Genomic DNA, 23632 nt, shown 5'->3' on the forward strand with positions numbered 1-23632 from the left:
AGTAAATTATAGGAGTAAGCTACTCATGTCTGCTATGTACTTATTTATAGCTGATGTTTCTTAGATTAGTATAATGTAAAAATATAATTTTGATATTATGTGTTTTGTCAAAAGAAAAATTGGCATCGTTGAAATAGGTTGTTGTGTGCAGACATTTTGCCTCTTAGTTTTGTTACAAACTAGTTAGCGTAATTCAACTTACTAAAAATTGAAAACTTATGAGGCAATTATTACTTGTGAGCTTATTGTTCATTTGCTCTGCCTGGACAACCTGTTTAGGGCAGAACAGAACCATAACTGGACGAATCGTGTCCTCGGAGGATGGGGGTGCCATACCTGGTGCTTCAGTACTCGTGAAAGGAACTACGCGGGGTACCGCAACCGATGCTGAGGGCAACTATTCGATTTCTATACCAACCGGCAATGTCACGCTGGTGTACAGTTTCATCGGATCAACGTCTCAGGAAGTAGCTGTTGGCAATCAGTCGGTGATCAATGTTACGCTGGTAAATGAATCACGTCAACTGTCTGAAATCGTGGTTACCGGCTACGGCCAGCAGATCAAGCGTGACCTGACGGGTAACATTGCCAAGATTCGACCCGCCGATATCCAGGACCAGCCCGTGACCAGTTTCGATCAGGCTATTCAGGGTAAAGCGGCTGGTGTGCAGGTAAACGCCGGTAGCGGTAAACTGGGTCAGGGTATCCAGGTGAACATTCGGGGTACGTCGTCGGTATCGGCATCGAACCAGCCGTTGTATGTGGTTGACGGAACACCCGTAACGACTGATAACCTGTCGGCCAACGCATCGGCTACCAACCCATTGTCAGATATTAACCCGCAGGACATCGAGAGTATCGAAATCCTGAAAGATGCGTCGGCAGGTGCTATCTACGGATCGCGTGCGGCGAACGGTGTGGTGCTGATTACCACCAAAAAAGGTAAGTCAGGCCGCACAAACGTCACGTTCGGTGCGCAAACGGGCAGCAGTGAGCCAACGCGGAAAGTGCAATTCCTGAACACGAAGCAATACGTTGATTTCTACCGCATTGCGGCTGCTAACTCGGACCGTATTGATCAGATTGATCCTAAAGATCCTGATTCATACACGTCGTACATGGAGGACTTCTTCAAAACGCAGGGCCTGGGTACGTTCGGCACGGCAAACGAAGCGAGCACCAACTGGGGCGATCTGGCTTACCAGAAAGCGCCGTACCAGCAGTACGATATGAACATCAACGGAGGTAATGACAAAACGACATTCTACGTGTCGGGTCAGATTCTGGATCAGAAAGGTATCCTGATCGGTAACGCGCTGAAGCGGTACTCGGGTCGTATCAACCTCGATCACAAAATCTCGGATCGGTTCCGGATTGGTTTCAATACAGGTATGTCGCGCACGCTCAACGAACGTTTATCGGGCGATCGCCAGTTTGATAACCCGATGCAGATGGTGGCCCTGCCGCCAATGACGCCATCGACAGATCCAGCTACGGGGTTGCCTGCCGGTACACCTCCTGGTGATATCAGCATTCCGTATTACTACAACCCGATTGTAAACATTGGCAACTCGCTGTTCAACACGACGGTCTACCGTAACATCAGTAATGTATATGGTCAACTAGGTATCACGAAGGGCCTCTCGTTCCGCACGGAGTTTGGTCTCGACGTGCTGAACCAGCAGGAAGAACTGTACTACAACAGCAAAACGCAGCGTAACTCCGGTTCGCCACTGGGCGAAGCTACTAACCGTTACGTTCGGGTTGAGAACTACACGACCAACAACTTCTTCACGTATAACACCACGATCAGCAGTCGGCACGTGATCGACGGGGTAGCAGGTATGTCGTACCAGCAGGCTCAGACGCGCGCGAACCTGGCTGAAGGACAAGATTTTCCATCGGATGCCTACCGGCAGATTGCTAGTGCAGCCCGTAAAACCAACGCCAGTTCATCGGCAACAGACTACCGGTTCCTGTCTTACTTTGCCCGGGCCAACTACAAATTTGCTGATCGGTACCTGTTAGGCGTTAGTGCCCGCCTCGACGGATCGTCGCGCTTTGGTGCCGACAGCCGTTATGGTTTCTTCCCCGCCGTATCGGCAGGTTGGGTACTTACCGAAGAGAACTTCCTGAAAAACGTTGGTCCGGTTAGCTTCCTGAAACTGCGGGCCAGCTACGGCCGGACTGGTAACGCCGAGATCAACAACTTCCCGCAGTTGGGTCTGTTTACGGGTGATGCCGGCTATGCCGGACTGCCTGGTCAGCGGCCTTCGCAACTGGCGAACCCCAACCTGAAATGGGAAACGACCGACCAGGCCGACATTGGTCTTGACTTCGGTTTCCTGAACAACCGCATCAACGGTGAAATCGACTACTACAACAAGCAGACAACCGGACTGCTGCTGAACGTAAACGTACCGGGTACGTCTGGTTTTGCCACTCAGTTCCGCAATGTTGGTAGCCTGGAGAACACCGGTTTTGAGATTGTACTGAATACCGAGAATACCACAGGTGCCCTGCGTTGGACAACCAGCCTGAATGGTGCCTTTAACCGTAACAAGATCAAGAATCTGCAGGGTCAGGTGATCGAAGGTGGTCTGAGCTCGATGAGCCGCGCGGTTGAAGGGCAGCCGCTGGGCGTTTACTTCACCCCAGAATATGCCGGTGTTGATCCTGCCAATGGTAACGCGCTCTGGTATAAAAACGCGACAAACGCCGATGGATCGATTGACCGGACAACAACGAGCACCTATAACCAGGCACAACGCGTTGTGTCGGGCAACCCACAGCCGAAGTTTACCGGTGGTGTTACCAACACGTTCAGCTACAAAGGGTTGAGCCTGAGCTTCTCGTTCAATGCCGTACTGGGTAACAAAGTGAACTTCTACGGGGTAGGTCGCTTCTCATCGGCTAATGGTCGCTTTGAAGACAACCAGACCGTTGATCAGCTAGCTGCCTGGACGCCACAGAACCCAAACACGACCGTGCCTGAGGCGCGTTTGTTCTTCAACAACGGTGCGCAGCCATCTACGCGCTTTATTCTCGACGGATCATTCGTTCGTTTGCGGAATGCTACACTGGCCTATAACCTGCCTAAATCAGTGATCAGCCGGGTTAAGCTGAATTCGGTACGTGTGTTTGTGACGGGTGTGAACCTGCTGACGTTCACTAAGTATGCTGGTTGGGATCCAGAGGTGAACGCCGATGATGTTGTTGGTAACATTGCCCAAGGCTACGATTTCTACACGGCACCACAGGCACGTACCATCACAGGCGGTATCAATATTGGTTTTTAAGCAAATCGACAAACGGAACTTTACATAATGAATACATACATCAAAAACGGACTGCTGGTTGGTTTTGGCGCCCTGGTGCTTACCGCCTGCGATAACCGACTGAACGTACAGCCAACGCAGAGTATCGATGCTATTCAGGCTCTGGCTACAGAACAGGACGTTCGTATTACGTTAACCGGTGCCTACGATGGTATTAGCGATGGTAACCTGTATGGCGGCGGTATTTTGTATACGGGTGAATTACTTGGCGATAACCGCGACGTAGTGTTTGGTGGTACGTTTACCACACTGGACGAACTCTGGCGCAAAACGATTACTACCAGCAACACCGACGTTCGGGACACCTGGCTAGATGGCTACAACGCCATTAACCGGGCCAATAACGTGCTGGCCAATACCGATAAGGTAAGCGCGGCTAATAAGAATAACATCGAAGGACAGGCGCGCTTTATTCGGGGGGCTATGTACTTCGAGCTGGTGAAACTGTACGGGAAAAGCTTCAACGACGGTACGCCAGCTGCGAATCCCGGTGTGCCCCTCGTGCTGACCCCAACCAATAGTATCAGTGAAAGCGACAATCGGACGCGGAACAGCGTGGCCGAGGTGTATACGCAGGTGCTCGATGACCTGACAAAAGCAGAGCAATTGCTGCCAGCCACCCAGTCGGGAGGCACAGGCTTTGCCAACAAAGGCGCTGCCCAGGCAATGCTGGCGCGCGTTTATCTGCAGCAGCAGAATTACGCGGCGGCTCGCGACGCGGCCAACCGGGTCATTACGTCAGGTACGTTCTCACTGGCTAGTTCATTCGCCAATGCTTTCACCGATGCGTCGCCCGAAACGATTTTCAAGATCGTAGTAACCGATCAGGACGGGGCTAACGGGCTGAACACCTACTACGGCTCAACGCGGGTATCTGGCCGGGGCGATATTCGGGTGCAGGCTAAATTCCGTCAGTTGTATGATCCGGCCGATCCACGGGGGCAGTTCTTCACGACGGTGAACAACAACGTGTTTACTAACAAGTTTAATGACCGCTTTGGCGACGTACCCATCATTCGGCTGGCCGAAATGTACCTGGTTCGGGCCGAGGCCAACAGCCGCCTGGGCACCGCCATTGGTGCAACGCCGCTGGCCGATGTAAACACGGTTCGGTTACGTGCCGGGGCTCCGGCCCTTACAACGGTCGACCTATCGGGCATCCTGCTGGAGCGTCGTCTTGAACTGGCATTCGAAGGTCAGCAGATTGCCGACCTGAAGCGTACGGCCCGTAGCGTTGGTACTACGCCTTACAACGCAAACAACCTGGTGCTGCCTATTCCACAGCGTGAGATTGATACCAATAAAAGCTTGATTCAGAATCCAGGTTACTAACCCTGCTGATACTGGCGAAAAAGGCGGGCTACTTCGGTAGTTCGCCTTTTTTTGGGTCAAGAGGGTGGCTGGGAAGTGCTAAACTGTGATCCGAAGGGCCAACATAATCACGGGGGAATTGACCAGGCGATTCCTGCTTAATTCTTTAGTGGGGCGGGGAGTAATGTCCATAAACCGGAAATGAACCGGTGTGGAACCATATGTCGGCCAGCGTCTTTATTCACCATTAAACGTAAACTACAATCGCGACTCTAACGTTTTGACTACGGTATTCACGTAGCCTATGAACACTATGTTGACGCGTTTTTTAGTCTTTTTGGGCGTTTGTGCTTCACTGTTCGCGCAGGCACAGGCAGTCGAATACAGCACACCCAACCCCCGGGTCGATGATGCCAACGGGCGGGCAGTGTACATTAGCCGTATTGACCTGACGGCACAGTATACGATTTTGTACATGCATTTTCGGGAACGCTCTCGTGAGGGAAGTAGCATTGAGTTTGTGCCTACTTCCAGACTGTATGCCGATGGTGGAGCGCGCTCGTATAAGTTTATTAAAGCCGATAACATTCCGGTTGGTCTGAAAAGTCGAAGTGTGTATCCCGGCGAGCAAGTTGATTTCGCCGTCTATTTTGAACGGCTCGATCCCGGTGTTAAAACATTCGACTTGTTTGAATGCTCAGACCGGAACAGGCCGGGTATTACGTGTTTCAACTTTTGGGGCGTGCATGTGATCAATCCGTTGAAGCGGCAACGTACCCAGCCGCCGGTTGCGCAACGTCAGCCCCCTCGGTCAGCCCCGGCAAGACCACAGCCCAAGCCCGTCCCTGATCCTGTAGTTACCCCCGAGCCGCAAGCGCAGGTGACGCCAACGCTGGCGATCAAGGGAATAGTGCGCGACGCCAAAACGGGGAAACCGGTAGTCGCTACATTGACCTACCGTATGCTCTCAGGGGCTGAATCGCTGGGTACGGCCGCGCCCGACTCAATACGCGCCAACCCGCAGGACGGTGCTTACCAGATTCCCGGCGATGCCCTGACCGTGTGGGATGTGGCGGTGTCGGCCAAAGGGTATTTTGGGCAGCGCGATACCATCAGCATCAACCTGACAGAGAAAACGGTCAATTTCGAACTGGTGCCGATTGTGGCCGGGGCGAAGATTACGCTGAAAAACATCTACTTTGCCCAATCGAAGTTTGAGCTGCAAACCGAATCGTTTCCTGAACTGGACCGGCTGGTTGCCGTCATGCGCGAGAACCCGACAATGACTATCAGGCTGGAGGGCCACACTGACATCATTGGTGATTTCGATAAAAACCTTGAGCTTTCGCGTAGCCGGGTGCAGTCGGTTAAGAACTACCTGACCAGCAAGGGCATCAGCGCTACCCGCGTTGAAACGGTTGGCTATGGCCACTCACGTCCTATTGTGAGCACCCCCGGAAAGCCCCATCCCGAAAACCGACGGGTCGAGATGGTGATAACCAGCGCCTAGGTTTTGGGGTTAGTTTGATGGTTGTCGTTTGTGGTTGCGCTGCTACCAATCAGGCCCATTCCGGGTGGATCGAGTTAGCAATGCAACCACAAGCATCAGACCTCAACTTATGAACTCGATGTTACCCCTCGATACCGTTTTGGCTGCCATTGAGCCTGCCATCGCCACGTACCCCAAAGCAGCCATGTTCGATTTGTTCGAGCAGGGATACAACAGCTTGTTCGAACAGCTCATCTCGTGCATTGTCTCCATCCGGACCCTCGACGAAACAACTATTCCCGTGTCGTTACGCCTGTTCGACGTGGCGCGCACTCCCGCTGAGGTGGCTGCTTTGTCGCCCGAAGAGTTGATTCCATTGCTGTACGGCACTACGTATCCCGATCAGAAAGCGTATACCATCATTGGTATTGCCCAGCGTATCATGACCGAGTTTGGCGGTACCTTACCTGCCGACTTTGACGTGCTGACATCGCTGAAGGGAGTTGGACCTAAGTGTGCGAATCTGGCGCTTGGCGTGGCAACTGGTCAGGCGGCGATTAGTGTGGATATACACGTGCACCGGGTTACCAACCGCTGGGGGTATGTAAAAACCAAGACACCCGAGCAAACGCTGGCCGTGCTGGAAAAGCAGGTACCTGTGGCGCAGTGGATCAACATAAACCGCCTGCTGATGCCTTTTGGGAAACATATCTGTACGGGTACGTTGCCGCACTGTTCTACCTGCCCCGTGCTGGCGTACTGCGAACAGGTGGGCGTGGAACGGCACCGATAAGGCGAGCGACTGTACCTTTATGCCGATGAATCAGCCCCCGCAACAGGTCGTTCGGATTGCCATTGCCGAACAGACTACGCCGCTTTCCAAAAATCAGAAAAATTTTAACCGCCTTACCGCCCGCATTGCTGATCAGGAAAAGCTGATTGCCGACCTGACGGTTGCTCTGGAAAGAGGGCGGCTGCGGATTCAGACCGATCTGGCTCCGCTCTACACGCAGTTCGATAAGCTGCGCGGGGAAATGGTCCGGCTGTTCGACCGGATGAACACGCGCCATGACTTTACCCGGGCCGAGCAGCGAAAACTAACGCAACTCATCACCGACATCTCGTCTGAACTGATTCAGAAAGGCTATAACGACCTGGTTGAGGTACACGATCGCTACAACGAAACCGGCATCGATGCCGTGCTGGCCGAATCGGACGACCAGCGCGCTCAATCCCTGAAACGCATGGCCGAACTGATGTACGGTATCAAGTTCGATGCGTCGGTGGACCTGGCCGACCCTAAGGCGGTCCAGGCCTACATAAACGAGCAGTTGCAGCAACGGACCCAGGCCGAGCAGCAGGAAGCCGCCGAACGCCAGGCTAGCCAACCAAAATCAGACAAGCAGCAGGCGCGCCTGGCAAAAAAGCTGGCCGAGGTACAGAACACGACAAAAGCGGTGCGGGCCCTGTATATGGATCTGGTAAAGGCCTTTCACCCCGACAGGGAACTCGACGAAGACGAGAAAATTCGGAAGACCGCCATTATGCAGCGTGTCACGGAGGCTTATGAGAAAAGCGATTTGCTTGGGTTGTTTCGGTTGCAGCTCGAATTCGACCGCATTGATCAGGCGCATCTGGAAAAACTGGCCGACACCCAATTGCAGTACTACAATAAAATTCTGAGCCAGCAGGTAGAGGAACTTGATGGAAAACTGGCGAAGCTTCAGACGGAGTTGACCGGCCTCGTTGGTGGTAACAACTCCCCCTTTGGCACGGCAAAAGGGCTCGACTACGCCATCAATGCCGACGTAAAAGCCATGAAACAGGCCGTGAAAGCGCTCAAATTCGACCTCTCTGTGCTGACTGATGCGGCACAGCTACGGGCCTGGCTCAAGTCGTACCACAAGGCGGGGGACTACTAACCCCGGCGGGGCTATCATCAGCGAGACTGGCCGCTAATCGGTGAACTAGCCTGCCAAACGCAACCCAAATAGCCCTACTGACTAAATTGAAGTATAACTTGCTGGTAACTCCCCGGCTTGCCTCTTTCTCTTTTGTGGCCTGGTGTGGCTGTATCACTGTCTGTAACGCATGAAAAAACTGCTAACGAATCTTACGTTTTGGGTACTCACCGCCATTTCACTGGGCATTCTGATCGGCCACCTCCGACCCGATCTTGTCCTGCTCCCCATCCTTGATGCGCCATTGAAAGGCCGATTTATGGGGCAGGAACTGACCATCGGCGCCACCTTCAGTGAGTTTCTGAGCGGTATTTTCATTAGTGCCGTCAAGCTGTTCATCAGCCCGATTATTTTTCTGACCATTACGCTCGGCATTGTCAGCATGGGTGACTTGAAGAAAGTTGGTAAGGTGGGAGCGAAAGCGCTGCTGTATTTTGAAGTCGTTACCACGGTTGCCTTGCTGATCGGCGTGGTAGTTGCCAACGTAATTCGGCCGGGCGATGGCGTAGTGACGTCGGCGCTCGGTGGGGGGGATATTTCGAAGTTCACAAAAACGGCTTCTGCCTTTAGTTGGTGGCAATTTTTTCTCGACAACGTGACGTTGCAGGTGCTTCTGGCCGCAATCCTCACTGGCACGTTGCTGACCCGGTATGAAGGCCGTGATCGGATCGTAGCAGTGATGAACCGGGTGTCGAAAGTAATTTTTTCGGGGTTGCATAAGGTGATGCTGCTCGCGCCGATTGGCGCGTTTGGCGGCATGGCTTACACCATTGGTAAGTACGGGCTGGGTACGTTGCTGCCCCTGGCCAAGCTGATGATCACTGTATATACCACTATGGCGCTGTTCATCTTCGGCGTACTGGGTGCTATTCTGTACACCTGTCGAGTGCCCATTCTGAAGTTCCTGCGCTATATCCGCGAAGAACTGCTGATCGTGCTGGGTACGTCCTCGTCAGAAGCCGGACTGCCCTCGCTGATGGAGAAACTGGAGCGGATGGGTTGTGCCAAATCGGTGGTGGGTCTGGTGGTGCCGGCTGGCTATTCATTCAACCTGGATGGCACCACGATCTATCTGTCCATGGCTACGATTTTTCTAGCGCAGGTCTTTAACGTGCACCTCAGCGGGAGTCAGTTGCTCACCATTGTGGGTATTCTCATGGTTACCTCGAAAGGGGCGGCGGGTGTTACCGGCAGCGGCTTTGTGGTGCTGGCGAGTACGCTCACGGCCATTAACGTGATTCCGGTTGAGGGGCTGGCTCTCTTGCTGGGTGTCGACCGGTTCATGTCGGAAGCCCGCAGCATTACTAACTTCATCGGCAACGGGGTAGCTACGGTCTGGCTGGCGAATCATGAAAAAGCGTTCGACCGAAACAAGATGGAACTGGCCTTCGGAAACGTAGAGGACTCGGAAAAAATCAAGGTTTGAGGCAGGATCAATGTAATTTTGACGCTGATTAACGTCAATACAAAGAAGCAACGCACACCAGCACCAGTTGAAACAGGATATGGCTGTGCCCGCTGCGCCGCTGTGTTGATTTAGAAAAATATGAGCACTTCATCACAAAAACTCCGCGAAGACGCCCTGCATTATCATGCCAAGGGCCGTCCCGGAAAAATTGAAATTACACCCACCAAGGAAACTGAGAATCAGCGGGACTTATCGCTTGCCTATTCGCCTGGCGTCGCTGAACCCTGTCTGGCTATTGCCGATAATCCCGAACTAGCGTACGACTACACCGCCAAAGGCAACCTTGTGGCTGTGATCTCGAACGGAACAGCGGTGCTGGGGCTGGGCAACATTGGGGCCGTAGCTTCTAAACCCGTTATGGAAGGGAAGAGCCTCCTGTTTAAGATTTACGCCGACATTGACGCTTTCGATATTGAGCTGGATACCACCAACGTCGAGGAGTTTATCCGGACGGTGAAGATCCTGGAACCAACGTTTGGCGGGGTCAATCTGGAGGATATCAAAGCGCCTGAATGTTTCGAGATCGAGCGGCGGTTACGGCAGGAGTTGAATATTCCGGTCATGCACGACGATCAGCATGGCACGGCAATCACCTCTGGCGCTGCCCTGCTGAATGCGCTTGAACTGGCCGGTAAGCAGATCGACGACATTAATTTGGTTGTCAATGGAGCCGGTGCGGCGGCCATTGCCTGCCTTGATCTGTACGTGCACCTGGGGGTATCGCCCGACCGTATTACCGTGTTTGACAAAGACGGACTACTTACCAAAGACCGGACAAATCTGGTGGGTAACCAGTATAAATACACGACTGACCGCCACCCAGCCGGGTACGTTCTGGCCGACGCTATGGTAGGTGCCGACGTATTCTTGGGTTTATCGGTAGGCGGCGTGGTCACCCAGGACATGATTCGGAGCATGGCACCCGACCCAATCGTGTTTGCGATGGCGAACCCAAATCCGGAGATTACCTACGAAGAAGCTACGGCGGCGCGTCCGGACATTATCATGGCAACGGGCCGGTCCGACTTCCCGAATCAGGTCAATAACGTATTGGGTTTCCCGTATATCTTCCGGGGGGCGCTTGACGTGCGGGCTACCGAAATCAACGAAGAAATGAAGCTGGCCGCCGTTCGTGCGCTGGCGTTACTGGCCCGTCGGCCTGTTCCCGAAGCGGTTAGCCGAAGCTACGGCATCAACGGACTGGTATTCGGACGTACCTACATTCTACCCAAACCGTCGGATCCGCGCCTGCTGACCATGGTAGCCCCTGCCGTGGCTAAGGCCGCTATGGACTCAGGCGTAGCCCGTACAGCTATTCGCGACTGGGCCGAGTATGATTTGCGCCTATCGCAGCGACAGGGACAGGATAACTCGTTTATTCGTAACCTGGTGCGGCTAGCGCAGCAATCGCCAAAGCGGGTGGTGTTTACCGATGGCGAAAACCTCTCGGTGCTGCGGGCGGTAGCGGAGGTGCGCGATCAGAAAATGGCCGTGCCCATCCTGCTCGGTAATCCCGACAGTATTCACGCTACGCTTAAAGAGCACAACCTGGACCTGGGCGATACGCGCATCATCGACCACCGCGCCCCCCGGCAGGATCGAATGCGGGAGACCTTTGCGCAGGTGTTGTACGAAAAGCGGAAGCGGAAAGGAATGACCCTGAGCGAAGCGCAAAACCTGATGCGCGACCGCAACTATTTCGGGTCGGTGCTGCTGGAAACGGGCGAGGCTGATGTGCTCATTTCGGGTTTGACCCGAAACTACCCGCAAACACTGCGCCCCGCCCTACAGGTTATCGGTCGCCAGCCCGGTATTCGCAAAGTGTCGGGTATGTACGTGCTGATGTCAAGATTTGGCCCTATTTTCCTGTCAGACACCACGGTGAATATGAACCCCAACACCGCCGAGATTGTCGAGATTGCCGAAACGACGGCTTACGCGGTACGTCGGCTCGGCATCGAGCCACGTATTGCGCTGTTGTCGTACTCTACGTTTGGCAGCGCTACCGGCGAAGACGCGGAAAAAATGCAGGAGGCCACTGCCATGTTGCAGGCCCGCCACCCCGACTGGATTGTCGATGGGGAAATGCAGGCGCACTTACCGTTCAATCAGGAGCTGATGCGCGAATCGTACAGTTTCTCGCCACTGGCCGACCAGCCCGCCAACGTGCTTATCTTCCCCAGCCTGGCCGCTTCCAATATTGCCTATAACCTGCTGAAGGAAATCGGCCGCATTGAAAAGATCGGTCCGGTGCTGATGGGCCTTCGCAAGCCTGTGCACGTATTGCAACTGGGTAGTTCAGTGCGTGAGATCGTCAACATGGTGGCTATTGCCGTAGCAGATTAGGTGCGTAGTATTGTTTATAAAACGCCCCGCAGGTACCTACATGCGGGGCGTTTTATGTAATAGGTTCATACGGTGAAGAACTTCTTACTTTTTCAATAGGGTCGACCCGTAGTGGCTTTGTTAGTGGTGAAAATAATGCCCCATCTCCAGATCGGCTACAAGCGATGGATGAGTAGGATGCCAGTTCAACTGCTGTTGCGTAAGTATGCTAGAGGCCGAAGCGTCCATTCCTGCGAAACGCGCTATCCAGCCGAAATGGCCAATCGCCTCTGCGGGTGATTTAGCAATGACAGGTACGTTCAGGTGGCGTCCAACTACAGCCGCAATGTCGCGCATCGGTACGCCCTCGTCGGCAACTCCGTGATATGTAGCGCCCACTGCCCTTTTTTCCAGAGCTAGTCGAAAGAGATGGGCCGCATCGAGCCGATGTACGGCGGACCACCGATTCGATCCGTCGCCTACATAGGCTGCCTCGCCTTTCTGACGGGCAATGTCGATGAGGGTAGGTATGAATCCGTAGTCACCGGTATCGTGTACCGATGGTGACAATCGTACAACCGATGCATGAACGCCTTGTACTGCGAGTTCCATTGCCGTCTGTTCCGACATGCGGGGTGAGGCGGTGGGTACGTCGTTCTCAGTCGCGGGGCGGCCTAATGAAAAGCCCGCGAGTCCGGCCGTTACGATAAGAGGGCGATTTGATCCGGCTAGCACACTACCTAGTGCATTAATCGCACGGCGGTCCGACTCGCCTGCCGCAGCATAATTGGCAAAGTCATGAATAAAGGCCAGGTGAATGACTCCATCTGAGATTGCTGCACCGTGCTTGAGACTATCGAGGTCATCAAGGGAACCCATATGGGCTTGGGCTCCGGCAGTAGTCAATTCCTGTACTGCTTTCTCTGAACGGGCAAGGCCAATAACCTGATGGCCTACCCCGATTAATTCTTGGACGACCGCTGAGCCAATAAAGCCCGTTGCGCCGGTAACGAAAACGCGCATAGTTGTCTGGTTGTGTTTGATTGCTGATTAGGCTACAAAGGTCTACCAGATGACCAGCCGCGGTGTTGCGCAGGCCAAACCATCTACTGTATAATTCAAATAACCATGTTAGGCTCGCAGAGCACTTGGCGCAAGACCTGTCTGACGTTTGAAGAAGTTACAGAAATGCGCCACATCTGTAAAACCAAGGCTGTCGGCTATTTCTGAAACGGTCCAGTTCGTTTGCTTCAGTAAGATTTTAGCCTCCTGAGTGACCCGGCTACTAATCAGTTTGGTAGTTGTATGGCCCGTTGTTTCCTTAAGAACCCGATTCAGGTGGTTAACGTGGACGGCTAGCTGGTCCGCATAATCTTTTGCCCTGCGTAGCCGTAGCTGCTGCTGTGGACTATCGAGAGGAAACTGCCGTTCTAGCAGAGCAGTGAACTGAGCTGCTACCCGTGCCGAGGCATTATGAGCGGGAACCAGCGCCGAAGCAGGTTGCATTTTCTGGCCAAGGAGAATTAACTCCATCAAGTAGGCGCGAAGCAGGTCATACTTGTACGAAAACGTAGATGTAATTTCCTGGCTCATTTTTAGAAAAATAGCCTCAATCACCCTGTACTCGTCGTTCGTCACAGACCAGATTGGGCAACTACCCGGTTGGAAAATTGGCAGTTCGTCCAACGGCATACCGCCTTTAGCAGGTAGTAAAAACTCATCGGTAAAAATGCAGAAATAGCCAATCTGTTCAGAATCTTGCGGTAGCCAACGGTAGGGTACCCGTGACGTAGCGAACCACAGGGCACTTTGATCGACGTCAATTACCTGGTCGGCATATTCAACTCGGCTTCGTCCGCGAATTAAACTGATCTTGTAGAATGCCCGACGGTCAAACGTCATTGGCGGCTTGTCCCGGTTACCGCGCATCAGGTCTTCTACGTTAAAGACGTTGAAATGACCAACCTCTTGCTGCCTAGCTGTAGGTAGCAACGTACCTGGAATGTCAGTGTTGACAGGGGCCAATTTGCTATATAGTTCGTCGAGCGCCTTGTTTTCCATGAGTAGGGAGTTGTAGAAAACAAAGATAACAGCCCCTCTAGCGGAAATAAACGGTTCGATTATAAGCAAAAAGCAATTCGATTCGATAGGGAATAGCGCATCAGAAGCACAACCTGGTGGTAAACGTTGACAAATACCCGCTGCATGAAATAAAGCTATGGCCTGGTTTGCCGGATTAACTTCAAGACTAAATCTGGCCGATTAATTAAAAAGAAAGGGCCGGATCAATGACCCGGCCCTTTACTGACTATTCCTAAACCCTTAACCTTTTCTACTTGAAAAACTAACTTAAACTAGTTCTTGTTCCAATAACCCAACTAAATTGGTAGAATTAACAACTACTCATTGTCAGGCATTTGCGGTACTTCCTGGCTTACTACCCAGAAGTATGATATCATTCGGACGGTGTTGTTCACCTGGTTTAACCACAGGCTGGCATTGCCGTCTTTCTGCTTAGCCAACTGCTTCGTCACTACTGACGAGGCTTGTTTAAAATTGTCACGTTCGGCCGCTGAGAGACTCAGCACAGAAACGGGGTTCTCGTTGTATTTCGTTACAACATCCATGCACGTCTGCCATTCAGGCTGACGGGTCAGGCGGCTCATCTTCAGATCAGCATAAGCGCTGAATTTCTTTTCTGAACCATTAATCAGCATTGTTCCGGCAGGCTTACCAGCAACCGGGCTATCATCGTTTATGGTGGTAGCGGCGTTAGATGTTGCTGTGATGCTTAATCCAAGAATCAACGATGCAAAGATAACACGCGTTTTCATTGTTTTATTCTATTTTGTGTTCAGTGATAGAACACAGCCGCTCTCCAGTAAGTTTATATTTGTCAGGTAGTTACTAGAGTCGTATCGGAATTTTATTTTGAATTTTTCTCCTGTTTTGGGATTTATATCAAAATTTAGTCCTCTTTATCGGCTAAAAACAGAATAGTATTTGGTGTCTAAACTTGGTTGCCTCTATTTTGTCACTCTTGATATAATTCAAAAGTTCTTCAAAAAGTTATATCATTGGTTGTAATTATTCATGGTGTGTTGTATGCCCATAGTACAAAAACTGACCACTGCATTGCCTGCCCGGTCCAGAAAGTCCGGTAATTGAATTAATTCGTCTTCCGGAAACTGCCCTAAAACAAAATCGACCTGCCTTCCGCGCGAGAAATCATTGCCGATGCCAATGCGCAATCGGGCGTATTCCTGGGTACCTAACAACTCATCGATACTGCGTAACCCGTTATGCCCGCCGGGAGAGCCTTTGGGCTTCAGCCGTAGTTTACCAAAGGCAATGTCTTTGTCGTCGGTTAGTATCAGCACGTTTTCGATTGGAATGTGCTCTTGCTTCATGTAGTAGGAGACCGCCTTGCCGCTCAGATTCATAAACGTGGTCGGCTTGATAAACACAAACTGTCGGCCTTTATGCGACCACGTAGCCGTGTAGGCCAGCCGGTTCATGGTAAAGGAAAAACCGTGTTGAGCGGCCAGGCGGTCAAGCACCATGAAGCCCGCGTTATGGCGGGTAAGTGCGTATTCGGGACCGATATTGCCGAGACCTACAATCAAAAATTTCATTGGTTCTAACTGGATGCTGTGCGTTGGAAGAGAGATTATTCCGGTGCAAAGGTCATAAAATTGCCCGCTGAAAGCCAGAAACTACCGCCGGAAACCTACTTTTAAGGCATGAATCAAAAACGTCTCGTGTTGTCCAGCCCGCTGCTGGAAATCGTCATCAGCCGCCTGAGTCAGGAATTGATTGAAAACCACAACGATTTTGCCAATTCGGTGGTGCTTGGCCTGCAGCCGCGCGGCATTTACTTCGCCGAACGGGTAGTGCGTGAACTGAACCGAACTTTAGCGGGTACCAATCCGGGGGTGACCGTGCCGCTCGGTTATCTGGATGCTACGTTCTACCGCGATGATTTTCGCCGTCGGGATTCGCCGCTTCGGCCCAATACAACGAATGTTCCTTTTTTGCTGGAGAATAAGCGTGTCATTCTGATCGATGACGTGATGGCGACTGGCCGGATGGTTCGGGCCGCTATGGACGCCATGACGGCATTTGGTCGCCCACGTAAAGTCGAATTGCTGGTATTGATCGATCGGCTCTACAACCGCGACCTGCCCATTAATCCTGATTACGTAGGTCAGCGTGTGCATACACTCGACACGCAGCGGGTGCTGGTTGAGTGGACTGAGCAAGGGGCCGAGCAGGATCGGATCTGGCTCGTCGACCCGGAATAAAACGAAAACGGCAACCTGTAGGAAAGGTTGCCGTTTCTGGTTAAGCGAGGATAATTAATTAAGCAATTTCGATTTGCTTTACTTCAGGCTTCTGCTCTTCTGCTTTAGGCAGTTCTACAGTCAGAATGCCATCCGTGTAAGTAGCTTTGATACCGTCGACATTGACTGTTTTAGGGAGGCGGAAGCTACGCTCAAATGACTGGAAGCTGAACTCCTGACGTACGTAGGCGTCTTTATTTTCTTCCGTCGTTTGCTCGTTCTTAAATGTCAGCGTAAGCACTTGCTGATTTACTGATAAGCCGAAGTTCTCCTTCTTTACACCGGGAGCAGCTACTTCGAGCAGGAAAGCTGACTCAGTATCTTTCACGTTCACCGCTGGTGTAGATACCGCCGGTTTAGTATAACGGGTAATGTAAGGACGAGCTGCCACTGAGGGACCAAAGAAGGTGTCGAACAAGGTTGGCATTGAGTTTACGCGTGCTATGGTGTTCATGGTTGTTTATCGTTTAACTGCATTTATAAGCAGGATACCTATCTCTAGTCAAATCTGATACCAACCGCCTATGTAAGACAATTTGTCCGAAAATTCATTGATATCTATAAATAATATGACATAATGGCCGAATAGAGCGTGGTAGTATACCAGACAAGGGGAAATACTGACAGTGGAAGTGATCGCTAGTAAACTTAATTTGTTGTGCCCACCACCACAGAGTAATTTTAAAGTTCTTTAGTCAAATATACTTCCGTAATAAAACTTCGCCATTTGTGATACGTCGTACGTTATTACTATTCGCGCTGCTGGGCAGCTTTACTCATACACCACTGCTGGCTCAACAAACGGCCGTTGACTATTTTGAGAGCGGTGTAACCAAAAGCCGGACCGGCGATTTTACCGGTGCGCTGCAAGCCTTCAGCATGGCCATCACCATGAATCCCGAGAATGCCCCCAGCTATTATAACCGGGGCCTGGCCAAAGCGAACCTGAAAGATCACCGGGGGGCTATTCTGGATTATGATCGGGCCATTGAGCTGAACCCGAAAGACGCACTGGCGTACCTGAGCCGGGGTGTGAGCAAAAGCAAACAGGATGATCACCGGTCGGCTCTGCTCGATTTTGGCCGCGCCATTGAATTAAGTCCGGAAGACCCGCAGGCTTATTATAACCGGGGCACCAGCCGCAATAAACTAGAACAGTATCGGGGGGCGTTGCAGGATTTCAACCGCACACTGGAATTGGAGCCAACCAACCAGGCGGCGCTGTATGCGCGGGGGCTAACCAAACAGAAACTCGATGAATACTCGGGTAGCCTTGCTGACTTTACGAAGCTGATCGACTTAAACCCTAAGAAATCGCAGCCGTATGCAGCCCGGGGGGCGTCTCGCCTTGAGCTGAATGACTTTGCCGGTGCCATCACTGACTTGAATAAAGCGATAGAGCTGAGTCCGGATGACGCCGAATCATTCCTGAATCGGGGTTTCGCCAAAGGAAAACTAGACGATTTTAAGGGGGCTAACAGTGACTACGACCGGGCCATCGTGCTCGATGCAACGAACTATAAAGGGTACTACGGCCGTGGTTTTTGCCGGAGCAAATTGGGCGACCAGAAAGGGGCCGTGCAGGATTTCAACCAGGCGATCGAACTGAACAATACAAATACAGATTCAAAGGTGCTGTTCAACGGACGTATCAGTCGTGCTACGCTCGGTAGCTTGTTGAACGTGGTACAGGAGCGGAATAAACTGAACGAGCTATCATCTGAACGGTCAGAAGCGTATTTCAGCCGGGCAGTCAGCAAAAACAAACAGGGAGATTCGAAAGCAGCCATCGTTGATCTGAACAAAGCGATAGAACTGAATCCTACCTATGCCGAGGCCTACTTCAGCCGGGGCATGATCAAGTCGGCGCAGAATGATCAGAAGGGGGCTATCCTCGATTGCAACAGCGCCATCAAACTGAATCCGCGCTATGCCGAAGCATTCTATGTGCGGGGAATTATCCGTCATGGACTAGGCGATGAAAACGGCGGTTGCCTGGATTTATCCAAGTCTGGTGAACTGGGTTACACGCCAGCCTACAAAGTGATCAGCGATTATTGTAATTAGACCAAGATTCACTTGATTAAACGGATTAACAGGAGGCTTTGGTTAGGATCAACCTTTAGCAAGGCCTGGTTTCCTGTTAATCTGTTCAAGCAAATAGATCCTGGTTTAGACTAAACTTATTCGAACCGCAGGTGCTTCACCGATTCGCCGGAAGTAGCCAGCTCAAGCAACGAGTCGATACCGATTTGAAGGTGCTTGTTAACGAAGTTCGTCGTCACGATTTTGTCGCTTTCTTCGGTTTTCACCCCCTCCGGAACCATCGGATTGTCTGACACCAGCAGGAGAGCGCCGTGCGGGATGGCGTTGATGAAGCCTACCGAGAAAATCGTCGCCGTTTCCATATCAATGGCCATTGCACGGATCTCGCGGAGGTATTCTTTGAACGTTTCATCGTGCTCCCAGATACGCCGGTTGGTCGTGTACACGGTGCCTGTCCAGTAGTCGAGCTCGTGTTTCTTGATGGTCGACGAAACGGCTCGCTGCAAGCGAAAGGAAGGCAGGGCCGGAATCTCGGGGCGCATATAATCGTTGCTGGTGCCTTCGCCCCGAATGGCTGCGATTGGCAGAATTAGATCACCGATTAACGTGCGGCGCTTCAGGCCACCGCACTTGCCCAGGAAGAGTACGGCTTTGGGCGAAATGGCCGACAATAAGTCCATTACGGTTGCGGCCATGGCGCTGCCCATGCCAAAGTTGATGATCGTAATGTTATTGGCGGTTGCCGTTTGCATAGCCCGGCCAATGCCGTAAATCTCAACGTCGTGGTCTTTGGCAAACATTTCCACATAGTTGATAAAATTAGTGAGCAGGATATACTCGCCAAACTGATCAATAGGCGTACCGGTGTAGCGGGGTAGCCAATTCTGTACAATCTCTTCTTTCGTTTTCATGTGTGTATATCAGAGGGCAGCTGAATGAGGCGATGGTTATTTTCGTGATTTGAGCTAATCGCTCAGTCACAATTCACTCATCTGCTCAGTATCTTCGTGTATGGATGCGCTGAATCTGCCTGAATTCGACTACAAACTTACGGAGATCAATGGCAAACCGTATATCTTCGATTTGTTACGCCGCAAGCATGTCCGGCTCACGCCCGAAGAGTGGGTACGTCAGCACGTGGTCAATCTCTTGATCAATCAGTATCAGTATCCCAAATCGCTGATCCGGTCGGAGGGTGGGGTGGTGCTGAATGCGACGCAGAAACGTACTGACCTGCTGGCGTTTACGCGTGAAGGAAAACCATTTCTAATTGTCGAGTGCAAGGCCCCGCACGTAACCCTTACGCAGGCGGTGTTCGATCAGGCAGCCCGCTACAACCATGTGCATCAGGCACCGTATCTGGTGATCACCAATGGCCTCACACACTACTGCTGTGAAGTGTGCCACCAGACCACCAACATCACTTTCCTCGACGATTTTCCGGTATTTAACGGGTAGCGGTCTTGTCTTTTTCGGGGAATTAATACCTTTGCCCTATACCAAAAATAGTATGCACGCATACTACTTGCTATGGCAGAGACGTATCAATCACTTTCAACGACCACGCAGAACGGCGTACTGACGTTGACCTTGCTGGGCCCCGGTAAAGGCAACGCGATGGGTCCGGATTTTTGGGCCGAATTTCCACAGGCTATTGATGAGATCAACGGCATGGACGATGTGCGGGCGGTGGTAGTGCGGGGGAGTGGCGACCACTTTTCCTATGGCCTTGACTTGCCCCAGATGATGCCCAAACTTGCCGCTATGGTGGGCGGCAACCAACTGGCTGACCGTCGGCGCGAATTGATGGATATGATTCGGCAGATGCAGTCTGGTTTCCAGAAAATGCACGAGTCGCCTAAGCCCTTTATTGCGGCGGTGCATGGCTGGTGCATAGGAGGCGGGCTCAATATGATTGCAGCGGCCGACATTCGGCTTTGCTCAGCTACGGCTAAATTCAGCCTTCGCGAGGCCAAACTGGCTATTACGCCCGATATTGGCGGTTTGCAGTGGTTACCGCGCATTGTAGGCGAAGGCATTACCCGCGAAATGGCATTTACGGCCGGTGATTATGATGCCGCCTTTGCGCTGCGAACGGGGCTGGTGAATCATTTGCTCGACACGCCCGAGGAGTTGTTTGCCAAGGCTGATGAACTGGCGCAGCAAATTGCCGATAACGCGCATTTGGCCGTTCAGGGGGCCAAGGCTGTTCTGAACTACGGCATGGATAAATCGATTGAAGCCGGGTTGCAGTACGTAGCCGTTTGGAATTCTTCGCAACTGCAATCGATGGATTTTTCCGAAGCAATGGATGCGACGGCTGAACGTCGACAAGCTGCTTTCAACAAAAAAATCAATAGAGGCTACTAAAAAATGAGTGGTTGCGGTAGGCCGCCCGAAGCGAGTTAGTAAATACCTTGCTCCGGGCGGCCTACCACAGCCACTCATTCACCCAGTTCATATGACAAATACAGGCATGCTGCGCGATGACGCACTGAAGGGTAAAACAATTATTGTAACAGGTGGCGGCACGGGCCTCGGTAAGTCGATGGCCCGTTATTTTTTGCAACTTGGCGCCAACGTAACGATCTGTAGCCGCCGCCAGGCGGTACTCGATCAAACGGCGCAGGAGCTGACCGATGAATTGAAAGACCAGCCGGGTGCCGGGCAAATTCTGGCAATTGCCTGCGACGTGCGCGATCCGCTGGCCATTGAGAAGGTCATTGCCGATACAGTGGAGCGGTTCGGTGAAGTAAATGGGCTGCTCAACAACTCCGCCGGTAACTTCATTAGCCCAACAGAACGCCTTTCGTACAAAGCATTTGATGTGGTTGTCGATATTGTGCTGCGCGGAACTTACTATTTTACGCTGGCCGTAGGTAAATACTGGATTGAGAATAAGATAAAAGGCACGGTGCTAAATATCTCAACTACCTACGCCACAACCGGTTCCGGGTACGTTGTGCCCTCGGCGGTGGCTAAAGGTGGTGCGCTAATTATGACCAAATCGCTGGCGGCCGAGTGGGGCAAGTACGGTATCCGCCTGAATGCCATTGCGCCCGGTCCGTTCCCAACCAAAGGCGCATGGGATCGGCTTTTCCCCGAGCCACTAGCCAGCATGATGGACCCTACCAGCCGAATTCCGCTGAAACGCGTGGGTGAGCACCATGAACTGGCTAATCTGGCCGCTTACCTGCTGTCGGATTTTTCCGGGTACGTTACCGGCGAATGCATCACCATCGATGGGGGCGAAGTACTGGCCGCAGGCGAATTCAGCCACCTCGAAAAAGTAACTGACGATCAGTGGGATATGATCGGGCAGTCGATCAAACAAGCCAACCGCGAAAGCAAGAAGGAAGGCCAACAGGGACAGTAAGCGTCACGAAGTCGGCGTTTGGCGTCGCAAAAAAATAGTCATAACCATGCGGGAATGACCGATACACTAGCCCCCGATGCCAATCAGGGGAAGTGGAATTCCGTAGGAACGTCCGATAGAAATGCACATTGGTTTCTAAAAGACGTTCCTACGGGACTATAATTCGTCGTTTACTGACGTTCAATGCTTATTTTCATTCCATGTTTCCAGCCGCAGGCTGTCGCCGTTGAAGACGCCATAGGTGCGGGCGTGAACCCACTCGCCCAGGTTGATGTAACGGCTGGTTGGCGAAACGGCAAGGTCGAGCGGAATGTGGCGATGACCGAACACGTAGAAATCGTGGTGCATTTGGGCTTCTACTTCTCGGCAATAATGCCAGAGCCATTCGTGTTCTTCGCCCCGAAACACCTCTTCGCCTTTTTTCATATTGCTGATCCGGCTGCGGCGCGACCAAGCCTGGGCCAGACCGATACCCAGGTCGGGATGCAGCCATTTGAAAGCTTGCTGGGCTAGTTCGCTCTCAAAGACTTTTTTTAGTCGTTTATAGACATGGTCGCCGGGCCCCAGACCATCGCCGTGCCCAATAAACACCTGCTTGTCGCCTAGCTGGTAGGAGCGGGGCTGACGGTAGACCGGAATACCCAGTTCATCGGTGAAATAATGGCGCATCCACATATCATGGTTACCGGTAAAGAGCGTGATTGGCAAGCCACCATCGGCCAGTTCGGCCAGTTTCCCCTGCAAACGGGCAAAGCCTTTTGGAATAGCGTGTTTGTATTCGAACCAGAAATCAAATACATCACCCACCAGAAAAATGGCCGCGGCATCGGTTTCAACCGTAGTTAACCAGCGAACAACGGCGGCTTCACGCTCGCGACTGTGGGCGGGGGAGGGGGTACCCAGGTGAAAATCAGAAGCAAAATACACCTGACGTCCCGGTGGTAAGGCAATACGATCAATAGCATCCATGTGGGGGCAAAAATACGTCAGAAACCGCAGGTGACGCTCGTTCAATCCGTCATGCTGTTTTAAGCTACGTTCCGCAACAATCTGACAAAAAATTGGGTTGAAGGGGTAGACATATATTGACTCATGAAACAATCAGCTATTTTATTTTCTTTTGCGCTTCTGGGTATGGTATCGTGCCGTCCCGGTAATACCGACGATGCGAACGACGCTGGTGGAACAGCCAGCCCCCATCTGGCACGCCAGGTTGTAGGCGTCCGTATGCTTTCTAACGATGCTCTCTATGATAAAGCAAGCACATTGCTGGCTGAAGATCTGGTGCGGGGTACGTTTAAGCTTGGTGGCGACACTGAAGTAGAAGTCATTGATGAGGCACAGGGCGGCAAATTTATGTGGGGTAAAAACGAAGTAGACGTTTCCTTCGCTACGGCCCGTCCTTATCAGTCTATATACCATGCTGAGTACGCCTTCGACCGGATGTACCAGGGTAAAGGCGCGGCTACAATGAGCATGCCTGCTGCTGATTCGGATATGGCAGAGAAAGAGCCATTGAGCGGTCCAGCTCCTGAAGGTACTGCTGCTGAAATGCCGGCTGAATCAGCGACCGGTTCGATTGCCAAGCGTGATACATCGGCCAAAAATGACACCGCCACTACCGTGTCTCGGGTAACCCCAGCCGCTACTCAATTGGTAAAGCCAGCGGTTAATACAAGCCGGTTCGCTGCTTACGCGGGCTTGGGCGACAAGGCCGTTTGGGATATGTCGACCCGGACGATGCACGTGCTGCTGAATAACCACATTCTCAACGTGCGGGTAAATACCAGCGACAACATGACTGTGTCCCGGGAGCGTGCGGCAATTCTTGCCAATGTTATGCTTTCCGAGGTGCTTAATAACTAGGCATACTTCATTCCCTTTTGTAAAAGCTTCCTCAACCAGAGGAGGCTTTTTTTATAGGTATGGACCTGGGATGAAACGGGCCGGGTCTGATCTGTTCAGCGTAGTAGAG

20 protein-coding genes are annotated in these 23632 nt (G+C 52.1%); 13 read left to right on the forward strand and 7 right to left on the reverse strand.

What is annotated here, in order from left to right; translation table 11 throughout:
• The first annotated feature begins 218 nt into the window (after window positions 1–218).
• The 7 genes from F7231_RS02785 to F7231_RS02815 all read left to right on the forward strand — a co-directional run bounded on the left by F7231_RS02785 (window position 219) and on the right by F7231_RS02815 (window position 11913).
• The gene (locus tag F7231_RS02785) at window positions 219–3299 is read left to right on the forward strand and encodes a SusC/RagA family TonB-linked outer membrane protein (RefSeq protein ID WP_085414800.1); all 3081 of its coding nucleotides are present in this window, start codon (window positions 219–221) and stop codon (window positions 3297–3299) included.
• A 27-nt stretch (window positions 3300–3326) separates the two neighbouring features.
• Window positions 3327–4670: a RagB/SusD family nutrient uptake outer membrane protein gene (locus F7231_RS02790; protein WP_166690821.1), complete on the forward strand. Its 1344-nt coding sequence runs from the start codon at window positions 3327–3329 to the stop codon at window positions 4668–4670.
• A gap of 283 nt (window positions 4671–4953) precedes the next feature.
• Complete coding sequence (locus F7231_RS02795) at window positions 4954–6159, forward strand: OmpA family protein (protein WP_229364985.1); 1206 nt, start codon at window positions 4954–4956, stop codon at window positions 6157–6159.
• Between the two features lie 118 nt (window positions 6160–6277).
• Window positions 6278–6931 carry an endonuclease III domain-containing protein gene (locus tag F7231_RS02800; RefSeq protein WP_157510820.1) on the forward strand — a complete coding sequence of 218 codons (654 nt, stop codon included), beginning with the start codon at window positions 6278–6280 and terminating at the stop codon, window positions 6929–6931.
• A 25-nt stretch (window positions 6932–6956) separates the two neighbouring features.
• Window positions 6957–8060: a hypothetical protein gene (locus F7231_RS02805; RefSeq protein ID WP_166690822.1), complete on the forward strand. Its 1104-nt coding sequence runs from the start codon at window positions 6957–6959 to the stop codon at window positions 8058–8060.
• Window positions 8061–8229: 169 nt separating this feature from the next.
• Window positions 8230–9525: a cation:dicarboxylate symporter family transporter gene (locus tag F7231_RS02810; RefSeq protein ID WP_166690823.1), complete on the forward strand. Its 1296-nt coding sequence runs from the start codon at window positions 8230–8232 to the stop codon at window positions 9523–9525.
• 120 nt (window positions 9526–9645) lie between these two features.
• Window positions 9646–11913, forward strand: a complete 2268-nt coding sequence (locus tag F7231_RS02815; RefSeq protein ID WP_166690824.1) for an NADP-dependent malic enzyme — start codon at window positions 9646–9648, stop codon at window positions 11911–11913.
• Window positions 11914–12033: 120 nt separating this feature from the next.
• Here the strand turns inward: F7231_RS02815 and F7231_RS02820 are convergent, their stop codons facing one another.
• From F7231_RS02820 to pth, 4 genes are all read right to left on the reverse strand, one after another.
• Entirely contained in the window at window positions 12034–12915 is an 882-nt protein-coding gene (locus F7231_RS02820) for an SDR family oxidoreductase (protein WP_166690825.1), read from the reverse strand.
• A gap of 108 nt (window positions 12916–13023) precedes the next feature.
• Complete coding sequence (locus tag F7231_RS02825; protein WP_166690826.1) at window positions 13024–13953, reverse strand: helix-turn-helix domain-containing protein; 930 nt, start codon at window positions 13951–13953, stop codon at window positions 13024–13026.
• Window positions 13954–14291: 338 nt separating this feature from the next.
• A complete protein-coding gene (locus F7231_RS02830) occupies window positions 14292–14726 on the reverse strand; it encodes a hypothetical protein (RefSeq protein ID WP_085414792.1) in 435 nt (144 codons plus the stop codon).
• A 240-nt stretch (window positions 14727–14966) separates the two neighbouring features.
• The gene (gene pth / locus F7231_RS02835) at window positions 14967–15527 is read right to left on the reverse strand and encodes an aminoacyl-tRNA hydrolase (protein WP_166690827.1); all 561 of its coding nucleotides are present in this window, start codon (window positions 15525–15527) and stop codon (window positions 14967–14969) included.
• Window positions 15528–15635: 108 nt separating this feature from the next.
• Here pth and pyrR point away from each other — a divergent pair, with 108 nt between their 5' ends.
• Window positions 15636–16196, forward strand: coding sequence for a bifunctional pyr operon transcriptional regulator/uracil phosphoribosyltransferase PyrR (pyrR, locus tag F7231_RS02840; protein ID WP_085414790.1), 561 nt, complete (start codon window positions 15636–15638; stop codon window positions 16194–16196).
• 58 nt (window positions 16197–16254) lie between these two features.
• Here pyrR and F7231_RS02845 read toward each other — a convergent pair whose 3' ends face one another.
• Window positions 16255–16689 carry an Hsp20/alpha crystallin family protein gene (locus tag F7231_RS02845; protein WP_166690828.1) on the reverse strand — a complete coding sequence of 145 codons (435 nt, stop codon included), beginning with the start codon at window positions 16687–16689 and terminating at the stop codon, window positions 16255–16257.
• A gap of 278 nt (window positions 16690–16967) precedes the next feature.
• On the opposite strand from F7231_RS02845, the gene F7231_RS02850 reads away from it, so the two are divergent.
• Window positions 16968–18302: a tetratricopeptide repeat protein gene (locus tag F7231_RS02850; RefSeq protein ID WP_166691174.1), complete on the forward strand. Its 1335-nt coding sequence runs from the start codon at window positions 16968–16970 to the stop codon at window positions 18300–18302.
• Window positions 18303–18418: 116 nt separating this feature from the next.
• Here the strand turns inward: F7231_RS02850 and F7231_RS02855 are convergent, their stop codons facing one another.
• Window positions 18419–19192, reverse strand: coding sequence for an AMP nucleosidase (locus F7231_RS02855; RefSeq protein WP_085414788.1), 774 nt, complete (start codon window positions 19190–19192; stop codon window positions 18419–18421).
• 100 nt (window positions 19193–19292) lie between these two features.
• Here F7231_RS02855 and F7231_RS02860 point away from each other — a divergent pair, with 100 nt between their 5' ends.
• The 3 genes from F7231_RS02860 (at window position 19293) to F7231_RS02870 (ending at window position 21657) form a co-directional block, all read left to right on the forward strand.
• The gene (locus F7231_RS02860; protein WP_085414787.1) at window positions 19293–19739 is read left to right on the forward strand and encodes a type I restriction enzyme HsdR N-terminal domain-containing protein; all 447 of its coding nucleotides are present in this window, start codon (window positions 19293–19295) and stop codon (window positions 19737–19739) included.
• Between the two features lie 72 nt (window positions 19740–19811).
• Complete coding sequence (locus tag F7231_RS02865; RefSeq protein WP_166690829.1) at window positions 19812–20651, forward strand: crotonase/enoyl-CoA hydratase family protein; 840 nt, start codon at window positions 19812–19814, stop codon at window positions 20649–20651.
• 91 nt (window positions 20652–20742) lie between these two features.
• The gene (locus tag F7231_RS02870) at window positions 20743–21657 is read left to right on the forward strand and encodes an SDR family oxidoreductase (protein ID WP_229369549.1); all 915 of its coding nucleotides are present in this window, start codon (window positions 20743–20745) and stop codon (window positions 21655–21657) included.
• A 180-nt stretch (window positions 21658–21837) separates the two neighbouring features.
• On the opposite strand, the gene F7231_RS02875 is transcribed toward F7231_RS02870, so the two are convergent.
• A complete protein-coding gene (locus F7231_RS02875) occupies window positions 21838–22626 on the reverse strand; it encodes a UDP-2,3-diacylglucosamine diphosphatase (protein ID WP_166690830.1) in 789 nt (262 codons plus the stop codon).
• Between the two features lie 123 nt (window positions 22627–22749).
• On the opposite strand from F7231_RS02875, the gene F7231_RS02880 reads away from it, so the two are divergent.
• Window positions 22750–23523, forward strand: coding sequence for a hypothetical protein (locus tag F7231_RS02880; RefSeq protein WP_085414784.1), 774 nt, complete (start codon window positions 22750–22752; stop codon window positions 23521–23523).
• Window positions 23524–23632 lie beyond the last annotated feature (109 nt).

Origin of the sequence: Fibrivirga algicola (genome assembly GCF_011742925.1) — a bacterium.
Lineage (GTDB): Bacteria > Bacteroidota > Bacteroidia > Cytophagales > Spirosomataceae > Fibrella > Fibrella algicola.

Coding starts and splice junctions, on each gene's coding strand:
- F7231_RS02810 (WP_166690823.1), top strand. CDS start 8,230: ATGAAAAAACTGCTAACGAATCTTACGTTTTGGGTACTCACCGCCATT.
- pyrR (WP_085414790.1), top strand. CDS start 15,636: ATGAATCAAAAACGTCTCGTGTTGTCCAGCCCGCTGCTGGAAATCGTC.
- F7231_RS02860 (WP_085414787.1), top strand. CDS start 19,293: ATGGATGCGCTGAATCTGCCTGAATTCGACTACAAACTTACGGAGATC.
- F7231_RS02875 (WP_166690830.1), bottom strand. CDS start 22,626: ATGGATGCTATTGATCGTATTGCCTTACCACCGGGACGTCAGGTGTAT.
- F7231_RS02815 (WP_166690824.1), top strand. CDS start 9,646: ATGAGCACTTCATCACAAAAACTCCGCGAAGACGCCCTGCATTATCAT.
- pth (WP_166690827.1), bottom strand. CDS start 15,527: ATGAAATTTTTGATTGTAGGTCTCGGCAATATCGGTCCCGAATACGCA.
- F7231_RS02800 (WP_157510820.1), top strand. CDS start 6,278: ATGTTACCCCTCGATACCGTTTTGGCTGCCATTGAGCCTGCCATCGCC.
- F7231_RS02785 (WP_085414800.1), top strand. CDS start 219: ATGAGGCAATTATTACTTGTGAGCTTATTGTTCATTTGCTCTGCCTGG.
- F7231_RS02870 (WP_229369549.1), top strand. CDS start 20,743: ATGACAAATACAGGCATGCTGCGCGATGACGCACTGAAGGGTAAAACA.
- F7231_RS02795 (WP_229364985.1), top strand. CDS start 4,954: ATGAACACTATGTTGACGCGTTTTTTAGTCTTTTTGGGCGTTTGTGCT.
- F7231_RS02805 (WP_166690822.1), top strand. CDS start 6,957: ATGAATCAGCCCCCGCAACAGGTCGTTCGGATTGCCATTGCCGAACAG.
- F7231_RS02825 (WP_166690826.1), bottom strand. CDS start 13,953: ATGGAAAACAAGGCGCTCGACGAACTATATAGCAAATTGGCCCCTGTC.
- F7231_RS02865 (WP_166690829.1), top strand. CDS start 19,812: ATGGCAGAGACGTATCAATCACTTTCAACGACCACGCAGAACGGCGTA.
- F7231_RS02855 (WP_085414788.1), bottom strand. CDS start 19,192: ATGAAAACGAAAGAAGAGATTGTACAGAATTGGCTACCCCGCTACACC.
- F7231_RS02845 (WP_166690828.1), bottom strand. CDS start 16,689: ATGAACACCATAGCACGCGTAAACTCAATGCCAACCTTGTTCGACACC.
- F7231_RS02790 (WP_166690821.1), top strand. CDS start 3,327: ATGAATACATACATCAAAAACGGACTGCTGGTTGGTTTTGGCGCCCTG.
- F7231_RS02880 (WP_085414784.1), top strand. CDS start 22,750: ATGAAACAATCAGCTATTTTATTTTCTTTTGCGCTTCTGGGTATGGTA.
- F7231_RS02820 (WP_166690825.1), bottom strand. CDS start 12,915: ATGCGCGTTTTCGTTACCGGCGCAACGGGCTTTATTGGCTCAGCGGTC.
- F7231_RS02830 (WP_085414792.1), bottom strand. CDS start 14,726: ATGAAAACGCGTGTTATCTTTGCATCGTTGATTCTTGGATTAAGCATC.